A 19,481-nucleotide genomic window follows, 5' to 3' on the forward strand; every position below is an offset into this window, starting at 1 on the left:
GCGTTGAAAGCAGAAATTCGGTCCGCGACTGTCGTCCGTCAGTTGATTACGGTGGATGGCCGGACCGTTGAAGACGCCCCGAAGTCGGACGCCGGGCAGTGCATGATCGCACTCGGCGGCGGAGGCGTCGCGGTGCTCAAAGCCCATCGCGCACGACTGTTGAAAGAGCGTCTTGCCTGGGGTGACGCTTGGGTGGACTCGGAAGGTCTTCACCAAGGAAGAGGTTCACCGCTCGACCCGGACTGGATCTCCGACGAGTTCGAGCTGCTCTGCACCCGATCTTTTCGCCGGTCAGACTGCACGATCTACGCCACGGCTCGGCCACGCTGATGCTCGCGGCGGGTGTGGGCATGAAGGTCGGACAGGAAACGCTCGGCCACTCGAACATCTCCGCGACCTCGAACACCTACACCCCGGTCTACCCCGAACTCGCCGCAGCGGCCGCCGACGCGGCGCATGCACTCGTGTCACGCAGGAGCGTCTGAGTTCGTCCGTACGCGCCTACTCGCCGGTCGCGCGAGTGGGGTTGTGCCGGTGACGACGTGCCAGACGCCACGAGCATGCTCAGTGCGCGATCACGTCATACAGAAAGTTGACCACGACGCCTAACGGCACGGAGAACGCCAGGCCCGCGCCGAAGAAAAGCCATTGCTGCTTGGAGCCTTTGCTCGCGGCTTTGCGCTGGGCATCGTTGAGAGTCTTGGACATGACCTCGCGCACAGCGTCTGCCTGAGCTTTGTTCAGCTCGGCGAGGCGCTGGTTCTCTTCGGCTTCGGCACGGATGCGGTCGAGTGCAGTGGTCTGCAACTGCAACTCGGCGTTGATCTCGTCGATCAGGAAAGCCGACGAAGCGAGGTTGTCACGAAGTTCGTTGATTCGATCGTTGAGTGTCGGGCGTTGAGGCTCGTCCCGCTCCTGGCCATTGGACGGCCGCTGTCGGATACCCAGCATCCCCAGAACCAAGCTGACCGCAGCACCCACGGCGGCCTCCAGGATGGGCGCAAGTGCTTCGCGCAGCACACCGAAGAGCAACACCGAACACGCCCTCCAAGTTGTTCGCCGACTGCATCGAGGGATCGCGCCGGGTCCACGTGATGTTGCACGCCAGGAACGCGCACTATCACACGGTGCCTGTGGCCTCGGGAGACGAAAACGCCCCTGACACGTTTTCGCATGTCAGAGGCGGTGTGGCAGGTGAGGGATTCGAACCCCCGAAGGCTGAGCCGTCTGATTTACAGGGAGCCGTCCTCGAGGCCCTGACCTGCATAGACGCAGATTTTGGGCTCGTTGCGTCCGCGCTATGTCCGCGCCGGGCGTGCTGAGCGCCCCCTGGAGCGGCTATGGCGACCGGTGCGCGCCAGTTGTCGCGTGCATGCCCGCTCATGGCTCTGGGGCGATCTGGTAGCCCATCTTCTGCCGTTACGAACGAGAGGAGCCCCACTCAGATGCAGCAAGCGAGCGATCTTCGGCAGCCGGTAGCGTCGAGCGCCATGGAACTCGTGACGGAAGCGCGGGAGATCAGCGAGAGGTTCGTCAAGCCGCTGGGGCGGCGGTGGGACCACGTGCAAGCTGTCGCGGGCCGCGCGCACGAGCTTGACCACGCTGTCTCTGAGGGGGAGCGGCCGGCGCTGATCGCCGCGGCATGGCTGCACGACATCGGCTACGCACCTGCGATCGGACACACGCACTTTCACCCGCTGGACGGTGCCCGGTACCTCAAGGCTGAGGGCTGGCCAGAGGTCGTGGTCAACCTGGTTGCGCACCACTCCGGGGCGAGATTTGAAGCCGAGCAGCGTGGTATGTCTGAGCAGCTTGCGGAGTTTCCGTTTGAGGATAACGCGCTTCTGGACGCGCTAGTAGCCGCTGACCTCACAACCGGCCCAGGAGGGGAACGAGTTTCGTACGACGAGAGGATCTCTGAGATTCTTTCTCGCTACCCGGTTTCTGATCCCGTTCATCAGACTTGGCTGATTGCCGGTCCGGTGATCCGTGCGGCCATTGAACGAACCGAGCACCGCTTGAGCGTAGCTCATCCTAAGTAAGGCTGCCGTCGGTCCGTGTCGAGGGCATGCGCGATTCGCAACCGCATTGACGGATGCATGTTGAGGCTTTTGATCTGCGATGGATGCACCCATTCAACTGCTTTGGTCTCTACTCCGTCCTCCCTGGGCTTGCCGCCGATGGCGCGCCCTTCGAAGCAAAGAGAGAACTGCTGTCGCACCTCTCCGTCGTCATAGGCAATTACATGGTTCGGGTTCGTATACGTCCCTGTAAGTCGGACGATCTCGACGTCGAGGCCGGTCTCCTCCCTGACTTCGCGGACCGCCGTCTGGGTAATGGTCTCGCCGATGTCGTGGCCACCGCCCGGCAGGGCCCACAAATCATTATCGATTTTATGGATAAGCAGAACCTCGCCTTCCATATTGCGTACTACCACGGTCACCGACGGCACCACACTGTTGGCGGGTGGCGCAGAGGGATCGTCCACGTAGTCAGTCCTGCTCATGATTACCTCTCGTCATTCTCTGGTGTGGCGATTTGCCACACCCGTTCAAATGACTTCATGTAGTGCTGCCAAATGCCACCGGACGGCTGGCGTTTGAAATGCATAACGGGACTCTGTCCTGCCAGTGCTCCGTGAGCGTGTGGATTCACGAGAAGCTGGTCGTCAAAACGATATATTGAGTTGTACAGGATTGTGCCGTGCGTGCGCACTTCGACGCCGTCCAGGTTCGCGACGTCGGCGAGATATCGACGCATGAGCTGAATTCGGCCCTCAAGACCGCCTGGTGTTCCCTCGTCGATTGCCCGCTGAATCACCGCTTCCGACTTTTCGTCGCCGACTAGAAGTCGGAAGCGGACGCCTTCCTGTGCCTTTTTCTGGATCAGTGGGATCAAATCGTATTGCTCGACCAGGAACGCGCCGGAGAAGACCAGAACGTCCATCTGCTCTGCGACTCCTGACAGGAGTTCCTGCCAGTTCGCGCCTGTGATCGCCGAGCGCGACGGGTAGAAGTGGACCAGCTCCGTCTCATCGGCCGCTGGCCGGGGCGAGTCTCGAAGCGACGGCCACAGGTCGGCCTCCCGGACGCCCAGCGCCTTGACGATCTGTGCCCTCGTCCCCGGATGCGGCACTCTCTCGCTCCGGATCCAGTGATCCACGCTCTTCGTGTGCTTGCTGACCTTCTCCGCCAGGGTCTCGACGGTCAGACCTGCCGCCAGCATGGCGGTCCGAAGGCGGTCGTTGGCCATGTGGTCTCCCCTCTCTCGCCTGGAACGTTTAGAGCGTTTTCGTGGGACGTTTGCGCTGGCCAAGACGTTCTAAAAGTTCTTCAGAAACGCGGTTACGACGTCCGCTGATCTGCGGTTTTCTGTACTCAGCGCGGCGAACACGCCGCACCGAGTCCCCCAGATCGGAGGCAACCATGATCGCCGAGCCGACCTCACGTCGCACTGGCATCGTCCTCGATTCGCTGGACGCGTTCGGTCAATTCGCGGAGCGAGGCCCGCAGCTCGGCAACTGTCTGCCCGAGCTCTTTCAGCGATGTGGGCGGCGCCTCGTTCGGCGGTTCGTCGGCAACGTAGACGCCGACCGATGCGCGAGTTACCAGCCACCCCTCGTCTTGCAGAAACCCGACGGCTTTTTGGAGCGTCGGCAGCGAGACGTTGTACTGCTCGGCAAGTACGCGATTCCCCGGGAGTCGCGTCCCCGGGGCTAGTTCCCCGCCTGTCACAGCGGCCCGGATGGCCGCAGCGACACGTTCATAAGCCGCGAGTCCTGCAGTTTGGTTCGGCATGCTCGCAAGTCTATCGATCTGACCAGTGCTGACCAATGCTCCACCCGGATGGAGTAGTGACCAGGTGACCAATGCTGACTATGGTCAGTATTTGTCAGGAGCACCACGGAAGGAAAACCACCCATGAGGAATGCACACCCCACCCGCCGCGAGCTGGAGATCAGGTTCGGGGGTCTGGACGAGGCGCTGGATCTGGCTGAGGTGCTGGCTGAGCAGTCGGAGTTCTTGCCGGTGCTGGTTGAGGTCGGTCCGGAGGGCGAGGACTTGGCGGAGTACGCGGAGCTGCTGGCGGACATCGATGGGGAGCTGGCGGCGCATGAGGCGGCGCAGGTCCCGGTTGGTGTGGACGCCGGGGGCTGGGCCGGGGCGGTGGATCTGTTTGACCGGAACTGGCTGGTCGGCGGTGTCCCGGGCCGGGGCAAGAACGTCGTGCATCTGGCCGTGGTGCTGGATGTCGAGGCAGAGAGCGAGGCGGCGTGATGTGCGGGCTGGTGGAGCTGAACGAGTTGCAGGCGGTCCGCCCGGCGGTGGGTGCCCCGGTGGGGGTGGTTGCTGCGTGGCATGAGCGGCGGGCGGTGGTGCTGGAGCACATGGCCGCGGAGGGCAGCGCGATGGCTGCGGGTGCGGCGTTGTCGGCGCACCGCAAGGCCTCCGGGCTGATGGCGGTTCCGGCGGCGGCCTGATCCCTCGAGTTTTTCTGACCTGGTTTCGACGGTTTTCCCACCCTGGAAAGAGGTTTGTGATGCACACCCAGACGTTCTCCCGCCGGTCCCGCTCCTACGGCAAGCACTGGATGATCGCGGTTCTGGCGTCCGAGCGGTTCCTCGACGCGAGCACGGGTCGGCAGCTGGTTCGCCCGGCGTTTATGGAGCCGTTGGTGGACGCGATCGCGAAGCGGCACCGGGCGGGGTGGTCGGTGGGTCGGCTGACGTTGTGGCTGCGGGCGACGCTGACTGATCCGCAGACCGGCGAGGTGTGCGTGGTGGCGCAGCGTTCGTTTGTCGCCTATGTGACCGGGCTGCTGGCCGGGGATGAGGCCACGGCGACGCGGGGCCGTCGTGGCGGCCCGCGCCCCCGCGCTGCTCGGCTGCGGGCCGCGGCGTGAGCCCGGCGCCGGAGAACCCGTGGGACTTGCACGACGCGATCACCACTGATCAGGAACGGATCGCCCGCGAGCGTCGCGAGGCGGCAGAGACGAAGGGGCTTGAGCGATGACCGACACCACCACCGACACGACCGATGACCGGACCCCGGTGTTCTACACCGCCGATGTGGTGCTGTTCGCCATGCGGGGGAACGAGCCGTTGGTGCTGCTGATCGAGCGCGGCTGGGACCCGCACCAGGGCAGGCTCGCGTTCCCGGGCGGTCATGTCGAGCCGGATGAGTCCAGCGAGGCGGCCGCGCGTCGCGAGGCGCAGGAGGAGACCGGCCTGGATTTGGCGGGGATCCCGCTGCGGATGGTCGGGGTGTATGACGAGCCGGGGCGGGATCCGCGGGGCCGGTACGTGAGCGTGGTCTACACCGCGACGCTGGCGAGCCTGCCTGCTCCGGTCGCCGGGGACGACGCGGCCCGCGCGTTCTGGCTGCCGCTGGCGACTGCGCTGCGCGAGGCGCGGGATGGGCGGTTCGCGTTCGACCACGCCCGGATCCTGACCGACGCGAGGGGTTGAGGATGCCCCGGCCCGGCGGCCTGTCCCGCCAAGAACAACGCCCGCCGGGCCGGGCCCTTGTCTGATCACCACGACGGCTTTCAGAAGGGAGCCTTCATGTTATCGAGTTTCGAGTTCGAGTCGCTGTTCCCCCAGGACGATTTCGTGGACGTCGAGATGACCGCCTACCTCAACGGGCTGGCTCCGGTTCCGGCGCGGCTGCTGTATGAGCAGGCCGATCCGTGGGCGGTGACGCTGGTGCTGGACTGCGCCGAGAGGGAGCGGGAGTGGTTGTTCAGCCGGGATCTGCTGGCCGAGGGGATGCTGTTCGTCGCCGGTGAGGGTGATGTGCGGGTGGTCCCGGACGGCGACCGGGTGTGGGTCGAGCTGGATGTGCCGGCCGGGCGTGCGGAGCTGGCGTTCGGCCGCGCGGAGCTGGAGAAGGCGCTGGATGCGGTCGAGGGCCTGGTGCCCTCGGGTGCGGAGGCGGAGTTCTTCGACTGGGACCGCGAGTGGGACCTGTTGACCGGGGAGGCAGCGTGATCCCGGGCCGGTCCGGCTCACGCGCTGCGGTGCGGTGAGCCGCCGGTTCCCGTGGGTGCTGGCGCCGGTGGAGTGGTCGGAGCAGGCCTGGTTCACCCGCGGGGTGTGGCACGCGAAACCGTTGTTTTCCCACCACACGGCCGACCGCACGGTGCTGGCGACGAAACGCCAGCTGCGGGCGATGGGCAAGCGGCCCGGTGGGCAGGACCCGTGCGCGTTCCTGTACTTCCGGTGCCGTAAGGCGGGGAAGCTGGTGTTCGCCAATCTGTACCTGATCGAGAAGGCGAAACCGGTCCGGCCGATGACCCCGGCGCGGCAGGCCGCGCTGGACAAGGCAATGGCCGCGCGCCGCACCTGCCGCGGCTGCGGTGAGACCGGGTGGGCCGAACTGCCGAAAGCGCACCGCACCTGCGAAGCCTGCCTGGCCGAGGCCGGGCTGGAGCCGGATTCGTACCTGCATGACTACCTGGTCGGGGACCCCACCCTGACCGCCGACGAGCATGCCGCGCTCACCGCGGCCATACCGCGGCAGGTCGGTGTCCGTCTCGCCGCCTGAGCACGGACCACGACCGGACGCGCCACCTGAATCTGTTGACGTGCAAAGGAAACCTTGCCATGACCATTGATCCTCGACTGGAAACCCTGGACACGGCCCTGGATGCGGCCTACGGCCGGGTGCGTGCACTGGACGAGTACGGGCGCCCCGCGGGCGGGCGGCTGCTGCCGTCCGACGCCATGGCCGCCGAACTGTACGAGCGGGCTGCGCGGCTGGCCGAAGCACTCGCGGCCGATCTGCGGATGGCTGCCGAGGCGTTCCGCCCGGCGCCGGGCCCGTTCCCGTTGACTTCGCTGTGAAAGGACACCTTCCTCATGAACACCAACTATCGGGTCGAGCCGTTGAACACCGCGCTCAACGCCATCGACGACCGCATCCGTGACCTGACCTACCAGTGGGACCCGGCCGACGGGATGCCCGGCGATGAGCAGATCGCGGAGCTGTATGCGCAGGCGGCCGCGCTGGCTGAGGCACTCGCTGACCGGTTCCGGGCGCTGGATCCCACGTGGCGTCCGGAACCGGCTGCCGTGGATGCGGGGGGCGGTGCGTCGTGACGGTGTCGGAGATCGCGACGCGGCACGGTTCGTGGCGGCTGGCGGGGTTCGCGTTGTCGGTGCTGCTGTTCCTGGCGCTGGGGTTGATCCGGTGGCCGTTGGTGGTGCTGGCCCGGCTGCTGACGTGGGTGCAGGCCGGGCTGGACGCGCGGATCACGGCCAGTTTCGCTGATCCGTTCGTCCCGAAACCCGTGACGTGAAAGGAGAAACGCCGATGGGTGAGATCGAACCCCGTCCCGATGCGCGGGTCGCCCGGGTACCGGGTGCCAGCCGCGCGGAGCGGGCGGTGGGGGTGCTGGGCTGGTGGCTTCCCGAGACCGTCGCGGCCGCCGCGGCGGCCGGGCTGGCTGGCTGGGTCGGCTGGTCGTTTCTGGTGCCGGTGATCGCTGCCGGGCTGCTGGCCCGGATCGCGTGGGAATGGCCGGCGGCCCGCCGCTCGGCGCGGGTGATCACCGCTCTGGTGACCGCGTTGGTGGCCGGGATCCGGCGGGTGCGGCGCCGTCGCCGCGCGCTCGACCCGGCCCCGGCTGCACCGGCCGCGGGCGAGCACGAGCACGTGCGTTCCGGTGAGGTCGCGTCGTGACGGCGGCCGGGCACCGGCGGGAGGAGGTGCGCCAGCACTGTCGGCGGTAAGCCCTGGTCAGGCGCGCTCGGGTTCTTGGCGGAAACGGCGCGCCTGACCAGTTCTCCCTATCCCTGCGAGAGGAATCGGAGTGTCCATTGTCCCTGCTGGGCAAAGTCGGCACGACCGCGGCACTGTTCACCGTTGCCGCGATCGCGGTCGGCTACATGAAAGACGCTGATGCCGGTGCCGGTACCGGCGGGCCCGGGGTGTCCGACATCCCGGGCAGTTACCTGTCCGAGTACCGCGCCGCGGCGGACGCGTGCCCGGACCTGGACTGGGCGCTGCTGGCCGGGGTCGGGAAGGTCGAAACCAACCACGGCCGACTGAAAGCCGCCGGTGTGCGCTCCGGTGCGAACTTCGCGGGAGCAGCGGGACCGATGCAGTTCCTGCCGTCCACGTTCCGCGCGGTACGGGCCCGGCATCCGGGGATCGGATCCGACATCTACGACCCGTCGGACGCGATCCCCGCGGCGGCCTACTACCTGTGCGATTCCGGCCTGTCGGCCGGGAACGAGTACCGGGCGATCTACGCCTACAACCACGCGGGCTGGTACGTCACGAAAGTCCGGAACCAGGCCGCGGCCTACCGCCGCGCCGCCTGACCCGCACCACCACTGCACCACTGCACGACCGCGGAGAGCCCGATGCTGCCGCGGTGTCTCGTCACGTCCATTTCCGTTACGACCCTTGGAGAAAACCATGATCAAGCTCATCGCTGCTGTCGTGTTCGCCCTGTCCGCGTGGCTGGCCTGGGGCGCGGGCAGCCTGCACCAGAAGGACCCCGCCCACTACACCACCAGCCCGATGCTGGCACTCGGCGCGATCGCCCTGATCAGCCTGCTGGTGCTGTTCTTCGGCAAGTCCGGCAGCAAGTCCAAGTCCAAGGCTCGCAGCTGACCCGCCACCGCGACACCGGGGGCCGCACCCACCGTGTGGCCCCCGGTGTCGCGGTAGCCACGTCTCGCATCCTGTTGCCGCGCAACCGAAAGGGCCTCTACGCCTATGCGCTACCTGTTCGCCGTGATCACGTTCGCCGTGCTCGGTGCCCTGCTGCTGTTGTTCCTCGGCTGGCGGGTCACCACCCCGCAGGTCGTGCCACCGCCCGCGCCGATCGAGTCGAACCCCTGCCCGCCCCCGACCACCACGCAGACGGTGCCGGGGCCGACGACCACCGTCACCGTGCCCGCCACACATGCGGTGTGGCTGCAACGCGGCTGCCCCGGCGACGTGCTGCCCAGCTCCTGACCTGCTGACTGACCACTGTGGAGGAACCTATGTCGCCGTATCTGGACAAGGCTGCCGAGCTGCTCGACCGCGTCGCCACCTGGAACGACACGTACTACGGCCGCAACGCCCGGCACCCGGCGTTCACCGCCTACCGGGACAACGTGCTCAAGCTCGCCGAGGCCTACGCGGCGCTGGCCGCGGTCGAGGCCGGTGCGGTCCCGGCCGGGCTGGTGCACACGATCCTCGACGCACTGCCAGACCTGCCCACCGAACAACCCCACCCCGTCTTCCTGCCCGAGGAGTGCTGACCATGACCGACAAGGTCGAACGCATTGCAACCCACATCGGCCAGGGCTTGGTCGAGCTGGATCTGTCCGTGGACGTCGCGACAGTCGAGATTTCCGCATCCGAGGACTACACCACCGCCCGTGTCTCGCTGACCCCGGCTGTGCCCGGTGACAAGGAAGCGGCCCGGCTGATCGAGGCCGCAACCACCGAGTCCCGCGGCGACCGTTTCACGGTGACCGTTCCCGGTTCGCAGGGCGCTGGTGGCGCGACCGTCTTCCGGGGGAAGGGAAACGTGGTTGTCTCCTCCGGGACTGTCACCGGCGAGGTGGTCGGCCTGGTCCTCGGCGGCGTCAACCACGGCGTCACCATCGTCAACGGAGAGGTCATCAGCGGTTCGGGCACGACCGTGCTCGGTACCGCGGGTGGCGGACTGCACCTGTTCGCGACAGTTCCGGCCGGATCGAGGATCGTCCTCACAGGCACAGCGCCGAACCTGACCACCCGCGGCCAGCTGGACCGGGTCGAGGCGGAAACCATCTCCGGGGACCTGTCCATCGCCGCGGCCGACGCGGTGGATCTGCAGACCACCTCGGGGGTCGTGCAGATCGGCGCGTGCGGTGATGTCCGGGCAGATTCCGTGTCCGGAACGGTCAGGGTTCGCGAGCTGCGAGGGGCCGCTTCGGTGCGGACCACCTCCGGGCGTATCGCGGTCACCGCCTACACCGACTCGACGGTCACCGCGGAGACCGTCTCCGGGGACATCGACCTGTCCGCCCCACGCGGTGTCGAGATCGACGCGCGCACCCGCAGCGTGTCCGGCCGTACCAGCAACCGCAGGTGGCCGGAGTGAACACCACGGAGGAGGGCACGCCGCACAGGCTCGACGTGGCGTGGCGACCCGGACGACGACACGGGTTGCTGATGCTCCAGACAAGCGATGCGCCCGAACGGAAGGAGGTACGTCCGTGAGCTGGCAACAGGAAGTCCGGGCGAACAAGGCCGCGAAAGCCGAGCAGGCGCGGCTGGATCAGGCTGCGACGACCGGGGACGAGATCGCCCGCTTGCATGCTGCGGGGGAGGAGACCCGCAAGAACCGTGAGGCCGCGGCGAAACTGGCCGCCGAGGCGGAGGCTGCTCGGCTGGTCGAGCGGGACCGTCGCCGTGGCGAGCGCGCCGCGCGGTGGGCGGCTGTCCGCGGGTTCACCGCGACACATGTGGTGGATGTGCTGATCTACGGGATCGCGGTGGTGTCGTTCGCGATGGCGGCCCCGGCGATGGCTTCCTATGGCGCCGACGTGTACGCCTCGGCGCTGGGCGGGTTGCTGCCGTTGATCACCGAGCTGGGTATGTGGGCGTTCGCGGTCGCGGTCCTCATTTCCCGCGTCCGGACCCCTGGCCGGCCGGTGTGGGGGTTGCAGGCGGGGGTGTGGGTGTTCGGGGCGGTCGCGTGCGGCGCGAACGCCGTGCACGGCCTGAACCGCGGCTGGGGCCCGGCGGTGATCATGGGTGTGGTGTCGGTGGCCGGGGTCATCGCGCACCAGCTGGCGATCGCGTCTCCGCCCCGGTCGCGCACCGAACGCCAGAGGGCCCGTATCGAGCGCCGCGCCGCGGGCAAGGCTGCCGCCGCGGCGCGGGCGGCGGTGCGCACGGCTGCCGCCCAGATCGATGCCGAGGGCCGCGCGCGGCTGACCTACACCCCGGGCACCTACCGGGTCCGCCGGGGCCGCCTGGTCGCGGCCCCGGCGGACCCGGACGTGCCTGGCCCGCCCGACGCGATCGACCGGGAGATCGCCGCGTTGCTGGAGAACGCGGCGACCGGGCCGCGCCCCGGAACCACCGGCGGCGGGGGAGAGCCGATCCACCGGGGACCGGTCGCCACCGCCGAACCCCCGGCCCCCGGCGAGGCCCCCGATCCGGCCCCGGAACCCGGATCCGAGCCGGGACCGGATGCGGGGGACCGCACGGCCGGACCGGCCGGTCCCGACCGTGGTCCGCGCCGGTCCCGCAAACGTGTGGGACCGGCTGGGACCAGCGGCAACACCGGGTCCGGGACACCCCCGCGTCGCAGCAGGGACCGGTTGTGGACCGAGTTGCAGGCCGCGGTCGTGGCCGGGGACATCGACCCCGCGACCGCGAGCGTGGAGGAGGTCCGTAAGACGCTGCGCTGCCGGAAGGAGACCGCGAAACGACTGCACCACGACCTGACCGGAAACGACTGACGCGACGGGGCCCGGGACCATCCCGGGCCCCGCTTCTGCTGGACCGACCCGAAGGGAGCCCTCGTGGCTGAGAACGACACCTCCACACCCGGCACCGTGGTGCCGTTCCGCCGCCCCGATACCCCCGCGGCGATCGAGGGCGAGGTGGTCCCCGCTGGTCCCGACGCCCCCGGGACCGGGCTGGCGGTCACCGAACCCCGGCAGACGTGGGGCACCCGGGTGGTGCGGGGGACCGGGCGGGTCCTGGCCGGCCCGTCGGATGCGACCCGTGCCCGGCTGGCTGAGCGCACCATCGACCTGTCCCACCACACCGGGACCCGGTTGCGGGCCGGGGCCGGGCACAGCAGCCGGGCTCTGGGACGGGCGAAACGGTTTACCGGGCGACACGCCGCGATCATCCGTAAGGGCGCCGACCTCGCCCACCAGCGTCACCGCGCCGACCGCGACCACACCGACGTCAAAACCGCCCGCGTGCTGGCGCGGGAGAAGGGCGACACCGCCCAGGTCGAGGCCCTGACCAAGCAGCTGAACGAGGGCCGTCACGTCCGCGTGGACGCGGCGAAGAAGTGGGCTGAGCTGGCCTGGTCGGCGACCTGGCGGTCCGGGCTGGTGCTGGCCGTGCTGTTCCTCGCTTCGGTGATCGTGGGCGCGGTCAACGGGTTCGGCCACTGGCTCGGTGTATGGAACGCCAACGACGCACTCGCCGTCTGGCGGGCCGTGTTCGGCGGCATGTATCAGGCCGGGGCGCTGCTGTTTCGGTTCTGGTGGTTCATCCCCACTGTCTACATAGGAGTTAAATTGTATCGATTCCACAAGGACGGTTCCCGGCTCGGTGAGCAGATTCTGCCCGCTCACCTGCGCAAACAGGCCAGCTCGACGCAGCAGCGAGAGCTGACCGACGGGATGGTGACCCAGGCGCTGGCCAACATTGGCAACACCCAGCTCAAGGGCTACATCAAGGAGGGATGGCCCAACCGCGACACCGACAACGCCTGGGTACAGCCGCCGATCGGTACCCCCAAGGGCTGGTCGGTGCAGATCCGGCTGCCGCTGGGGGTCGACGTGCCCGCGGTCCGCAAGGCCCACAACGTGCTCGCGCACAACCTCGGGTGCCGGGGTCCGGAACTGTTCCTGGATGCTGCCGAGCAGGACCCGACGGTGCTGGACCTGTTCCGGCTCAACCCCGGGGTCTTGCGGGAACCGGTGGAGGCGTACCCGCTGCTGGAGGACGGGACCACCGACTACTGGACCGGGTTCCCCATCGGGGTCACCCCGCGCGGGAACCCGGTGGTGACGCCGGTGTTCGAACGCAACTTCGTGTTCTCCGGGACCATGGGCTCGGGCAAGACCACGATGATCCTGGACCTGCTCTACGGGGCGATCCTGGACCCGCTGGTGGACATCGACGTGTTCGTGTTCGCCCAGAACAACGACTACGACCTGCTCAAGCCCTGCCTGAACACCTTCTCCGAGGGCGGGACCAGCGGCAACGTCGCGGCGTGCCTGGATCACATGGAGGAGTTGTACGCGGACCTGGCCAACCGCGGGCAGCTGCTGAAAAAGCACGGCATCAACAGCGTGAACCGGGAGGTCGCGGCCAAGGAACCGGGGTTGCGGCCGCGGATCGTGGTGATCGACGAGTGCCAGGCGTTCTTCCGCCAGGACACCCCGGAGGAACGCCGGCGGGTGGTCAACCTGCTGGTCAACTTCTACAGCGCGGCCCGCAAGTACGCGGTCAACGTCGTGTTCGCGACCCCGAACCCGTCGGACCAGTCGCTGCCGCGTGACCTGGTCGCAGTCACCACGAACAAGGCCTGCGGGGCGATCGGCGACAAGACCCGCAACAACGTCGTGCTCGGGGAAAAGGCCTACGAGAACGGCATTTCCGCCCTCGACCTGAAACCGAAAACGAAGACCGCGCTCAACGACACCGGCACGCTGATCACCATCGGGTTCATGGACGAGCCCGGCGCGGTCCGCTCCTACTACCTGACCCCTGACCAGCAGCAAATCCTGGTCGACCGCGCCCTGCACCTGCGCGGCGGCGTTGCCACGGCGGCACCGCAGCTGGTGGCCGAGCGGGACGTGCTCGCCGACATCCTCGCGATCACCAAGGAGGTGCCCGTGCGCGAGGATGAGCCACACCCTCGCGCCGGAGCGATCGCCGCGGCCCTGGCGAGCCGCTGGAACGCCTACCAGGGCTGGCAGATCAAGGACGTGACCGACGCCCTGGCCGAACACGGCTACACCGTTCCGACTACGCAACGTAAGTTCTGGGTTGATCCGGCGAAGGTTGCCGAAGCCCGCGCCCGCCGCGACACCACCGCCGACGAGTGAGCCCGAGCCGCGCCGCCCGCACACCCCCGAAACCGGGGCCTGCGGGCGGCCGGCGAGGCCAACTCACTCGGCTCACTCGGTTCACTTCGACTCACTTCCGCAGGTAGGCCCGATCTCACTCGCGGAATGAGCCAGCTCACTCCGATCCGACGAACTCACTCACCAACGCACTCCCAACTCACTCGCCGCGACCCCGCACGACATGGTCGCGACCCCCAGCCCACAGCCCGCCCGGCAACTACCCACCGTGGTTGCCGGGCGGGCTGTGGGCTGCCCGCCGGGCTCCACCCGTCACCGGCGGCCGACCGTGGAAGGAGCAGCCCGTGACCCGCACGCCCGGCCCGCGTCGCGACTGGCGGGTCGACATGCGCGCCGACTTCGCCGGGTCGGCGCCGATGGAGGTTGATCCGCCGACGCCGAACGGGCGGTGGCAGTTCGAGCTGACCGCCGGCCGGATCGACCAGGACGCCGAGGATTTCTTCGGACGCGGCTACTGCCACTGGCTCGCCGGGGCGATCCACTCGATGACCGGCTGGGAATTGGCCACCGTCGATTCTTCCGGGCCCGACGGGTGGGAACCGGCGCACACCGCGGTGGTCACCCCCAACGGATCGCTGCTGGACATCTTTGGTGAGCGCACGGCCGATGTGGTGCGTGCCGACCACAACCAGGGCGGCAGGGTCGAGACCCGTGTCCGCGACGTGTCCAGTGTGCACATGCCCGGCGATGTGATCACCGGCATCGACGATCTGCGCGGCGATCCGCTGTGGTGGGCCAACATGTTCGGCGACGACGACTCCCGCAGCGTGCTGTTGCACTACGCCCGCCTGGTCCTTCGCCAGAACGGCTACGGCGAGGACATCGCCGAATCCGCCCTGGAATCCACCGCGACATCGGTCGATCCGGCCCCCTCGCACCACCCGAGCACCAGTACCGCACCGTCCACGACGACATCGCCGGGCACCGGCGGAGGAGCAACGATGTCCAGCATTGAAGAGATCCGAGCATTCCTGTTCGGCAGCAACGAGAAAGCCACCGGTCTTCAGGGGCTGCTCGCCCAAGCCGCCGCGGAAGCCCAGGACGTGACGGCCGGGATCCAGACGGCTGCCCAGGGCAGCGCCAACCCCGCGATCCAGGAAGCCGTCAGCATCTACGCACAGATCACGGCCGCGGTTGAGCAGGCCATCGGCATGGTCACCGTCGCCCGCGACACCCTCGGCTCCTACGCCGCAACCCTCTGAACCTGCCCCGCGCCCCGCGGCCACAACCGCAGGGCCCACCTGAGCTCCCACCAAGCCCACCTGCCCGCCGGGTGGGCTTCTCTGTGCTCCCGAAGGGAATTCCTTGACAGTCACGAACATCCCCGGCGCGCTCGACCTGGCCGCCACCGACCTCACGACGTGCACCGGCCTGGACGCGCCGCACGCGTTCTACGACGAACTCGCCGACGCCTGGTACGCGGTCGGCACTGCCGACCCGGCCGCGGCGCTCGCGTTGATCCAGGACGCTGCCGAGGACGGGGGAGGCCCGTACCCGACGGCCGCGGACCTGCCCGCGTTCCGGGAGCGCTGGTTCGCTGACGCCCACCCCGCCGCCACCGGGGACGACCCCGCGGTCAGCGTCGTGGACCCGGCCGTGCCCGGCGCGTTTCCCGCTTTGGTGTGGCGCCCGCACGGCGACGCGCCGCCCGTCAGCCGCGCGGTCGCCGACACCCGCGGCGGATTCCAGCACTGACCCGCCGCCCGCCGACGCCGCCGGGCCGACAGCCGGGACAACCCCTGTCGGCCCGGCGGCACCCATCCCGTTTCTTGGAGGAAGCCCCGTGACGACTCGCCTGATCCTGCCGCCCGCCCCGGGCCGCCCGCCGCGACAGCGGTGGGGCTGCCGTTCGTGCGGTGCCCGCAACCGGATGCGGCAGCGCTGCTGCCACACCTGCCGCCAGATCCGCCCCCGCCGCTAACCCCGTACTGCCACGGAAAGGACGGTCCTGTATGGACACCAACCCTGTTGGTTCGCCTGTGTTCGAGGCGGAGAACCAGTTCCTCGGCTCGGTGCTGTGGTCCGACCTGGCCGGCGCCCGCACGCTGATGGCCGGGATGCGGCCGGATGATTTCGCCCGGCCGATGGCCGCGCACATCGCCCGGCTAGCGATGCAGGTCATGGCCCAGGGCCAGGCCCCCGGCCCGGCGTTGCTGTTCGACCAGGCGACGCAGACCGGGCAGGCCCGCGGCGAGCACCGCATCACCTGGCTCACCCGAGAACTGGCCGACCTCTACGGCCACGCCGCGGGCGCGGTGTTCGGGCCGCGGTTCAAGACCAGCGTGCTCGACGCCGCGTACCGCCGCGCCGCCACCCGCTACGCCCACCGCCTCGCCGAGGCCGCCGCCACCGGCGACGCCGCCGCGATCGCGGCCCGGCTGGACGAGCGCGGAGACCTCGACGCCCTCGCCGAGCGCTACCGCGCCGCGGCGGGGCCCGAGGTGCTTGACCCGCCGGAGATCGTCCGGCCCGCCCCCATCCCGACCTCGACTCGGAGGAGCGCTGCCTGATGAGCACGACCACGAGCATCGAGTGGACCGATGCGTCCTGGAACCCGGTCACCGGCTGCAGCGAGGTGTCCGAGGGCTGCGAGCACTGCTACGCCAAGACGTTCGCCGAACGCTGGCGCGACACGAGCGGGCACTACTTCGCCTCGGGGTTCGATGTGCGGTTGCGCCGCGACAAGCTCGCCGCGCCGTTGCGGTGGCGCACACCGCGGCGGGTGTTCGTCAATTCCATGTCGGACCTGTTCCACACCGACGTGCCGGACGAGTACATCGCCGAGGTGTTCGCGGTGATGGCCGCCTGTCCGCAGCACACGTTCCAGCTGCTGACCAAACGGCCCGGCCGGATGCGGTCGCTGCTGCTCAATGACGCGTTCGCGGACCGGGCGATGGACCGGTCGCTGGTGATCACACCCGTCGCGGCAGGGGAGCGCCCGCACGGCGACACCTGGCCGCTGCCGAACCTGTGGGTCGGGGTGTCGGTGGAAAACCAGCGGTGGGCCGATGTTCGGCTCCCGGTCCTGGCCGGTACCCCGGCCGCGATCCGGTGGGTGTCGGCGGAACCGTTGCTGGGGCCGGTGAACCTGTCGCCGTGGCTGGGCGACGGGTTCGACGCGGACGGGACACCGGCCGGGTGGCGCAGCACGCTGGATTGGGTGGTGGCCGGGGGCGAGTCCGGGTACGGCGCGCGGCCGATGCACCCGGGGTGGGCGCGGTCGCTGCGTGATCAGTGCGCGGCCTCGCGGGTGCCGTTCCTGTTCAAGCAGCGCGGCGCCTGGACGTGGGACGCCCGTTACGGCAATCCCGATGGCACCGGTAGCGACCCGTGGGCCGACCGCGACCCCGACGCCTACGTCACCCGGCTCGACGGCCGCACCGCCGACGTCCGCACCGCGATGGCCGAAGGCGGCGACTGGCACGGCGTCTACCGCGTCGGCAAAGGCCGCGCCGGACGCGACCTCGACGGAACTATCCACGACGACTTCCCCGCTCCGGATCCGCGCTGATGACCGACCGACTGCAAGGAGATCCGCTGATGTCTGATCCTGACCGGCCGCCGGTGGTGTGCCTGTGCGGTTCGACCCGTTTCATGGACGCGATCGCGCACGTCGCGCAGTCCGAGACCCTCGCCGGGCGGATCGTGGTGCGCCCCGAAGTCGTCTCCTCCGCCCGCTCACCACATGGGGCGGTGCTGGATCAGGAGGCGAAGACGGCACTCGACCGGTTGCACCGGGCCAAGATCCGCTACGCCGACGAGGTCGTGTTCGTCGCGCCCGGCGGCTATATGGGGCCCTCGACCCAGGCCGAACTCGTCTACGCCCTCGACCTCGGCAAGCCGATCCGGCTGCTGACCGGCAGCAAGGAGCACCACTGATGCTCACGACGTATCACGAGTTCGCGGGGTTCGGCGGGGACACCATCGGTGTGCTGGCGGTGCCCGGGACCCGCGGGGTACTGGCGGCCAATCACGACGAGAACGCGATCTTGACGCATGCGTTGAATCATCCGGAGATGGACCACTACCGCGGGGACATCGCGAAGGAGGACATCGGGCGTTTCCCGCGGGTCGACTTCTTCGCCGCGACCCCGTCGTGTCCGCCGTGGACGGACGCGCGTGGGGAGAAGCGGGACTTCGACAACACGACCCAAGGGGTGTTGTTCGATCCGGTGACCGGGCCGCGGGCCAGCAACCCGCAGACGGCGCGGGCGCGGGCGTTGATGGAGGAGATCCCGCGGTATCTGCAGGCGATGAACCGGCGCGGCAAACCGGTGCTCGGTGGGCTGGTGGAGAACGTCGTGCAGGTCGTGAAGTGGGACCAGTTCGGCCGGTGGCGCCGGGAGATCGAGGCCGAGGGGTACCGGACGCGGGTGATCGCGCTGAACGCCATGCACGTCACCGGCCCGACGTTGGGGAAGGTCGCGCAGTCGCGCAACCGGTTCCTGTTCGCGTACTGGCACACCAGCCTGGGACGGGATCCGGACTGGGACAAGTGGTTGCGGCCGAAGGCCTACTGCCCGGTCTGTGACGAGGTGGTGAGCGCGGTGCAGGTGTTCAAGGAACCGCGGGTGACGATGGGCGTCTACGGTGCCCGCAACGGCCAGTACGTCTACCGCTGCCCGCATCGTGCGTGCCGCCACCAGATCGTGGAACCGGAGGTGCTGCCCGCCTCGACCGTCATCGACTGGTCGCTGGATCCGGGACAGCGGATCGGGCAACGCGTCGACAAGCACGGACGACCGGATCCGCTGACCCCGGCCACGATCGAACGGATCGAGGCCGGGCTGGCCCGGCACGCGGGGACGCTGCTGGTGTCGTGCGCGGCGCGGGCCGGGGTGCACACGGCGACTTCGGTCGGGCAGCCGTTGCGGACGCAGACCTGCCGCCGCGAAACCGCGGTGGTGGTGCCGCCGTTCATCTCGATCCAGCGCAACGGCGGGTCCGCCAAGACCGCGTACCCGGTGGATGGGCCTATCCCGACGGTATCGGCCGGCGGAAACCACCACGGACTGGTCGGTCCGCCCACCGACCCCGACGGGCTGGCGCTGCTGATGTCCTACTACGGCAACGGTGGTACCCGCGGTACTGACCAGCCGGTGGGGACGCTGACCACCCGCGACCGCTATGCCCTGCTCACCGGGACACCACCGGTGGCACGGTGCACGTTTCGGATGCTGCAGCCGCACGAGGTCGGCGCCGGGATGGGCTTCCCGCCCGGTTACCGGATCCCCGCCACGGTCGCGAAGTCGAAACGCAAGACGGTCCGCGGCTACGGCAACGCCCTGCCCCCGGCGATGGCCGAAGTCACCGCCAGCGCCGTGATCGAAGCCATCACCGGCGAACCACTCGAACCCGCCACCTGAGGAGGCCGACCGTGACTGACCAGTGGCACGACGACATCGGTGACGACTGGCACGACGATGAGCTGCTCGGCGCGCCGAAGCTGGAGCCGGAGTGCTTCGACTGCAACGACGCCGGCTGCTCCCGGTGTAACCCGACGCGGTGGCAGGCCTGGTGGCGGCGCCACACCGGGCGGCGCGTCGAAGCCTTGCGGCGTCGCGTCCGTCGCCGCGGCACCGCCGCGGAACCCGGCGAACCACCGTTCTGACCGACGCGTCCACCTGACCTCACAGCCGCGCCGTCC

General features: G+C 68.9%; 30 protein-coding genes. 26 read left to right on the top strand and 4 right to left on the bottom strand.

Annotation, left to right across the window (positions count from 1 at the left end; all coding sequences use genetic code 11):
• The first annotated feature begins 188 nt into the window (after window positions 1–188).
• The gene (locus ABD793_RS20690) at window positions 189–485 is read left to right on the top strand and encodes a tyrosine-type recombinase/integrase (RefSeq protein WP_344862344.1); all 297 of its coding nucleotides are present in this window, start codon (window positions 189–191) and stop codon (window positions 483–485) included.
• A gap of 79 nt (window positions 486–564) precedes the next feature.
• Here the strand turns inward: ABD793_RS20690 and ABD793_RS20695 are convergent, their stop codons facing one another.
• Window positions 565–1,035 (bottom strand): SH3 domain-containing protein, encoded by a 471-nt coding sequence (locus tag ABD793_RS20695; RefSeq protein WP_344862345.1) that lies wholly within the window; start codon window positions 1,033–1,035, stop codon window positions 565–567.
• Window positions 1,036–1,445: 410 nt separating this feature from the next.
• Between ABD793_RS20695 and ABD793_RS20700 the strand changes: the two genes are divergently transcribed.
• Window positions 1,446–2,042, top strand: coding sequence for an HD domain-containing protein (locus ABD793_RS20700; RefSeq protein ID WP_344862347.1), 597 nt, complete (start codon window positions 1,446–1,448; stop codon window positions 2,040–2,042).
• Here the strand turns inward: ABD793_RS20700 and ABD793_RS20705 are convergent.
• From ABD793_RS20705 to ABD793_RS20715, 3 genes are all read right to left on the bottom strand, one after another.
• Complete coding sequence (locus tag ABD793_RS20705) at window positions 2,030–2,506, bottom strand: NUDIX hydrolase (protein WP_344862349.1); 477 nt, start codon at window positions 2,504–2,506, stop codon at window positions 2,030–2,032. The genes ABD793_RS20700 and ABD793_RS20705 overlap by 13 nt on opposite strands.
• 2 nt (window positions 2,507–2,508) lie before the next feature.
• Complete coding sequence (locus ABD793_RS20710) at window positions 2,509–3,252, bottom strand: helix-turn-helix domain-containing protein (RefSeq protein WP_344862351.1); 744 nt, start codon at window positions 3,250–3,252, stop codon at window positions 2,509–2,511.
• A gap of 191 nt (window positions 3,253–3,443) precedes the next feature.
• On the bottom strand, window positions 3,444–3,797 hold the full coding sequence (locus tag ABD793_RS20715; protein ID WP_344862352.1) for a GntR family transcriptional regulator: 354 nt from the start codon (window positions 3,795–3,797) through the stop codon (window positions 3,444–3,446).
• 123 nt (window positions 3,798–3,920) lie between these two features.
• On the opposite strand from ABD793_RS20715, the gene ABD793_RS20720 reads away from it, so the two are divergent.
• The 24 genes from ABD793_RS20720 to ABD793_RS20835 all read left to right on the top strand — a co-directional run bounded on the left by ABD793_RS20720 (window position 3,921) and on the right by ABD793_RS20835 (window position 19,445).
• Window positions 3,921–4,277: a hypothetical protein gene (locus ABD793_RS20720; protein WP_344862354.1), complete on the top strand. Its 357-nt coding sequence runs from the start codon at window positions 3,921–3,923 to the stop codon at window positions 4,275–4,277.
• Window positions 4,277–4,480 (top strand): hypothetical protein, encoded by a 204-nt coding sequence (locus ABD793_RS20725; RefSeq protein WP_344862356.1) that lies wholly within the window; start codon window positions 4,277–4,279, stop codon window positions 4,478–4,480. The genes ABD793_RS20720 and ABD793_RS20725 overlap by 1 nt, the downstream gene beginning before the upstream one ends.
• Before the next feature lie 59 nt (window positions 4,481–4,539).
• Window positions 4,540–4,902, top strand: coding sequence for a hypothetical protein (locus ABD793_RS20730; protein WP_344862358.1), 363 nt, complete (start codon window positions 4,540–4,542; stop codon window positions 4,900–4,902).
• 106 nt (window positions 4,903–5,008) lie between these two features.
• Entirely contained in the window at window positions 5,009–5,467 is a 459-nt protein-coding gene (locus tag ABD793_RS20735) for an NUDIX domain-containing protein (RefSeq protein WP_344862360.1), read from the top strand.
• Between the two features lie 96 nt (window positions 5,468–5,563).
• The gene (locus ABD793_RS20740) at window positions 5,564–5,989 is read left to right on the top strand and encodes an SsgA family sporulation/cell division regulator (protein ID WP_344862362.1); all 426 of its coding nucleotides are present in this window, start codon (window positions 5,564–5,566) and stop codon (window positions 5,987–5,989) included.
• A 34-nt stretch (window positions 5,990–6,023) separates the two neighbouring features.
• Window positions 6,024–6,545 carry an RRQRL motif-containing zinc-binding protein gene (locus tag ABD793_RS20745; protein ID WP_344862364.1) on the top strand — a complete coding sequence of 174 codons (522 nt, stop codon included), beginning with the start codon at window positions 6,024–6,026 and terminating at the stop codon, window positions 6,543–6,545.
• 59 nt (window positions 6,546–6,604) lie between these two features.
• Window positions 6,605–6,844 carry a hypothetical protein gene (locus ABD793_RS20750; protein WP_344862366.1) on the top strand — a complete coding sequence of 80 codons (240 nt, stop codon included), beginning with the start codon at window positions 6,605–6,607 and terminating at the stop codon, window positions 6,842–6,844.
• Between the two features lie 15 nt (window positions 6,845–6,859).
• Window positions 6,860–7,099, top strand: a complete 240-nt coding sequence (locus tag ABD793_RS20755; RefSeq protein WP_344862368.1) for a hypothetical protein — start codon at window positions 6,860–6,862, stop codon at window positions 7,097–7,099.
• Window positions 7,096–7,299: a hypothetical protein gene (locus tag ABD793_RS20760; protein ID WP_344862370.1), complete on the top strand. Its 204-nt coding sequence runs from the start codon at window positions 7,096–7,098 to the stop codon at window positions 7,297–7,299. Before ABD793_RS20755 ends, ABD793_RS20760 begins: the two co-directional genes overlap by 4 nt.
• A gap of 14 nt (window positions 7,300–7,313) precedes the next feature.
• Entirely contained in the window at window positions 7,314–7,682 is a 369-nt protein-coding gene (locus tag ABD793_RS20765) for a hypothetical protein (protein WP_344862372.1), read from the top strand.
• A 137-nt stretch (window positions 7,683–7,819) separates the two neighbouring features.
• On the top strand, window positions 7,820–8,326 hold the full coding sequence (locus tag ABD793_RS20770; RefSeq protein ID WP_344862374.1) for a lytic transglycosylase domain-containing protein: 507 nt from the start codon (window positions 7,820–7,822) through the stop codon (window positions 8,324–8,326).
• A 97-nt stretch (window positions 8,327–8,423) separates the two neighbouring features.
• Window positions 8,424–8,621: a hypothetical protein gene (locus ABD793_RS20775; protein WP_344862376.1), complete on the top strand. Its 198-nt coding sequence runs from the start codon at window positions 8,424–8,426 to the stop codon at window positions 8,619–8,621.
• Window positions 8,622–8,726: 105 nt separating this feature from the next.
• Window positions 8,727–8,969 carry a hypothetical protein gene (locus tag ABD793_RS20780; protein WP_344862377.1) on the top strand — a complete coding sequence of 81 codons (243 nt, stop codon included), beginning with the start codon at window positions 8,727–8,729 and terminating at the stop codon, window positions 8,967–8,969.
• A gap of 29 nt (window positions 8,970–8,998) precedes the next feature.
• On the top strand, window positions 8,999–9,259 hold the full coding sequence (locus ABD793_RS20785) for a hypothetical protein (protein WP_344862379.1): 261 nt from the start codon (window positions 8,999–9,001) through the stop codon (window positions 9,257–9,259).
• A gap of 2 nt (window positions 9,260–9,261) precedes the next feature.
• Entirely contained in the window at window positions 9,262–10,089 is an 828-nt protein-coding gene (locus tag ABD793_RS20790; protein WP_344862381.1) for a DUF4097 family beta strand repeat-containing protein, read from the top strand.
• A 115-nt stretch (window positions 10,090–10,204) separates the two neighbouring features.
• Window positions 10,205–11,458, top strand: a complete 1,254-nt coding sequence (locus ABD793_RS20795; RefSeq protein ID WP_344862383.1) for a hypothetical protein — start codon at window positions 10,205–10,207, stop codon at window positions 11,456–11,458.
• A gap of 63 nt (window positions 11,459–11,521) precedes the next feature.
• Entirely contained in the window at window positions 11,522–13,795 is a 2,274-nt protein-coding gene (locus tag ABD793_RS20800) for a zonular occludens toxin domain-containing protein (protein ID WP_344862385.1), read from the top strand.
• A gap of 323 nt (window positions 13,796–14,118) precedes the next feature.
• Entirely contained in the window at window positions 14,119–15,036 is a 918-nt protein-coding gene (locus tag ABD793_RS20805; RefSeq protein ID WP_344862387.1) for a hypothetical protein, read from the top strand.
• A gap of 103 nt (window positions 15,037–15,139) precedes the next feature.
• A complete protein-coding gene (locus ABD793_RS20810; RefSeq protein WP_344862389.1) occupies window positions 15,140–15,529 on the top strand; it encodes a hypothetical protein in 390 nt (129 codons plus the stop codon).
• Window positions 15,530–15,786: 257 nt separating this feature from the next.
• Complete coding sequence (locus ABD793_RS20815) at window positions 15,787–16,344, top strand: hypothetical protein (protein WP_344862391.1); 558 nt, start codon at window positions 15,787–15,789, stop codon at window positions 16,342–16,344.
• Window positions 16,344–17,345 carry a DUF5131 family protein gene (locus tag ABD793_RS20820; protein WP_344862393.1) on the top strand — a complete coding sequence of 334 codons (1,002 nt, stop codon included), beginning with the start codon at window positions 16,344–16,346 and terminating at the stop codon, window positions 17,343–17,345. The genes ABD793_RS20815 and ABD793_RS20820 overlap by 1 nt, the downstream gene beginning before the upstream one ends.
• A 29-nt stretch (window positions 17,346–17,374) precedes the next feature.
• Window positions 17,375–17,713 carry a hypothetical protein gene (locus ABD793_RS20825; RefSeq protein ID WP_344862395.1) on the top strand — a complete coding sequence of 113 codons (339 nt, stop codon included), beginning with the start codon at window positions 17,375–17,377 and terminating at the stop codon, window positions 17,711–17,713.
• Window positions 17,713–19,200, top strand: coding sequence for a DNA cytosine methyltransferase (locus ABD793_RS20830; protein ID WP_344862397.1), 1,488 nt, complete (start codon window positions 17,713–17,715; stop codon window positions 19,198–19,200). Before ABD793_RS20825 ends, ABD793_RS20830 begins: the two co-directional genes overlap by 1 nt.
• 11 nt (window positions 19,201–19,211) lie before the next feature.
• Entirely contained in the window at window positions 19,212–19,445 is a 234-nt protein-coding gene (locus ABD793_RS20835) for a hypothetical protein (RefSeq protein ID WP_344862399.1), read from the top strand.
• The last annotated feature ends 36 nt before the right edge of the window (window positions 19,446–19,481 follow it).

This window comes from Amycolatopsis ultiminotia (genome assembly GCF_039536925.1).
In the GTDB taxonomy this organism is placed as follows: domain Bacteria; phylum Actinomycetota; class Actinomycetes; order Mycobacteriales; family Pseudonocardiaceae; genus Amycolatopsis; species Amycolatopsis ultiminotia.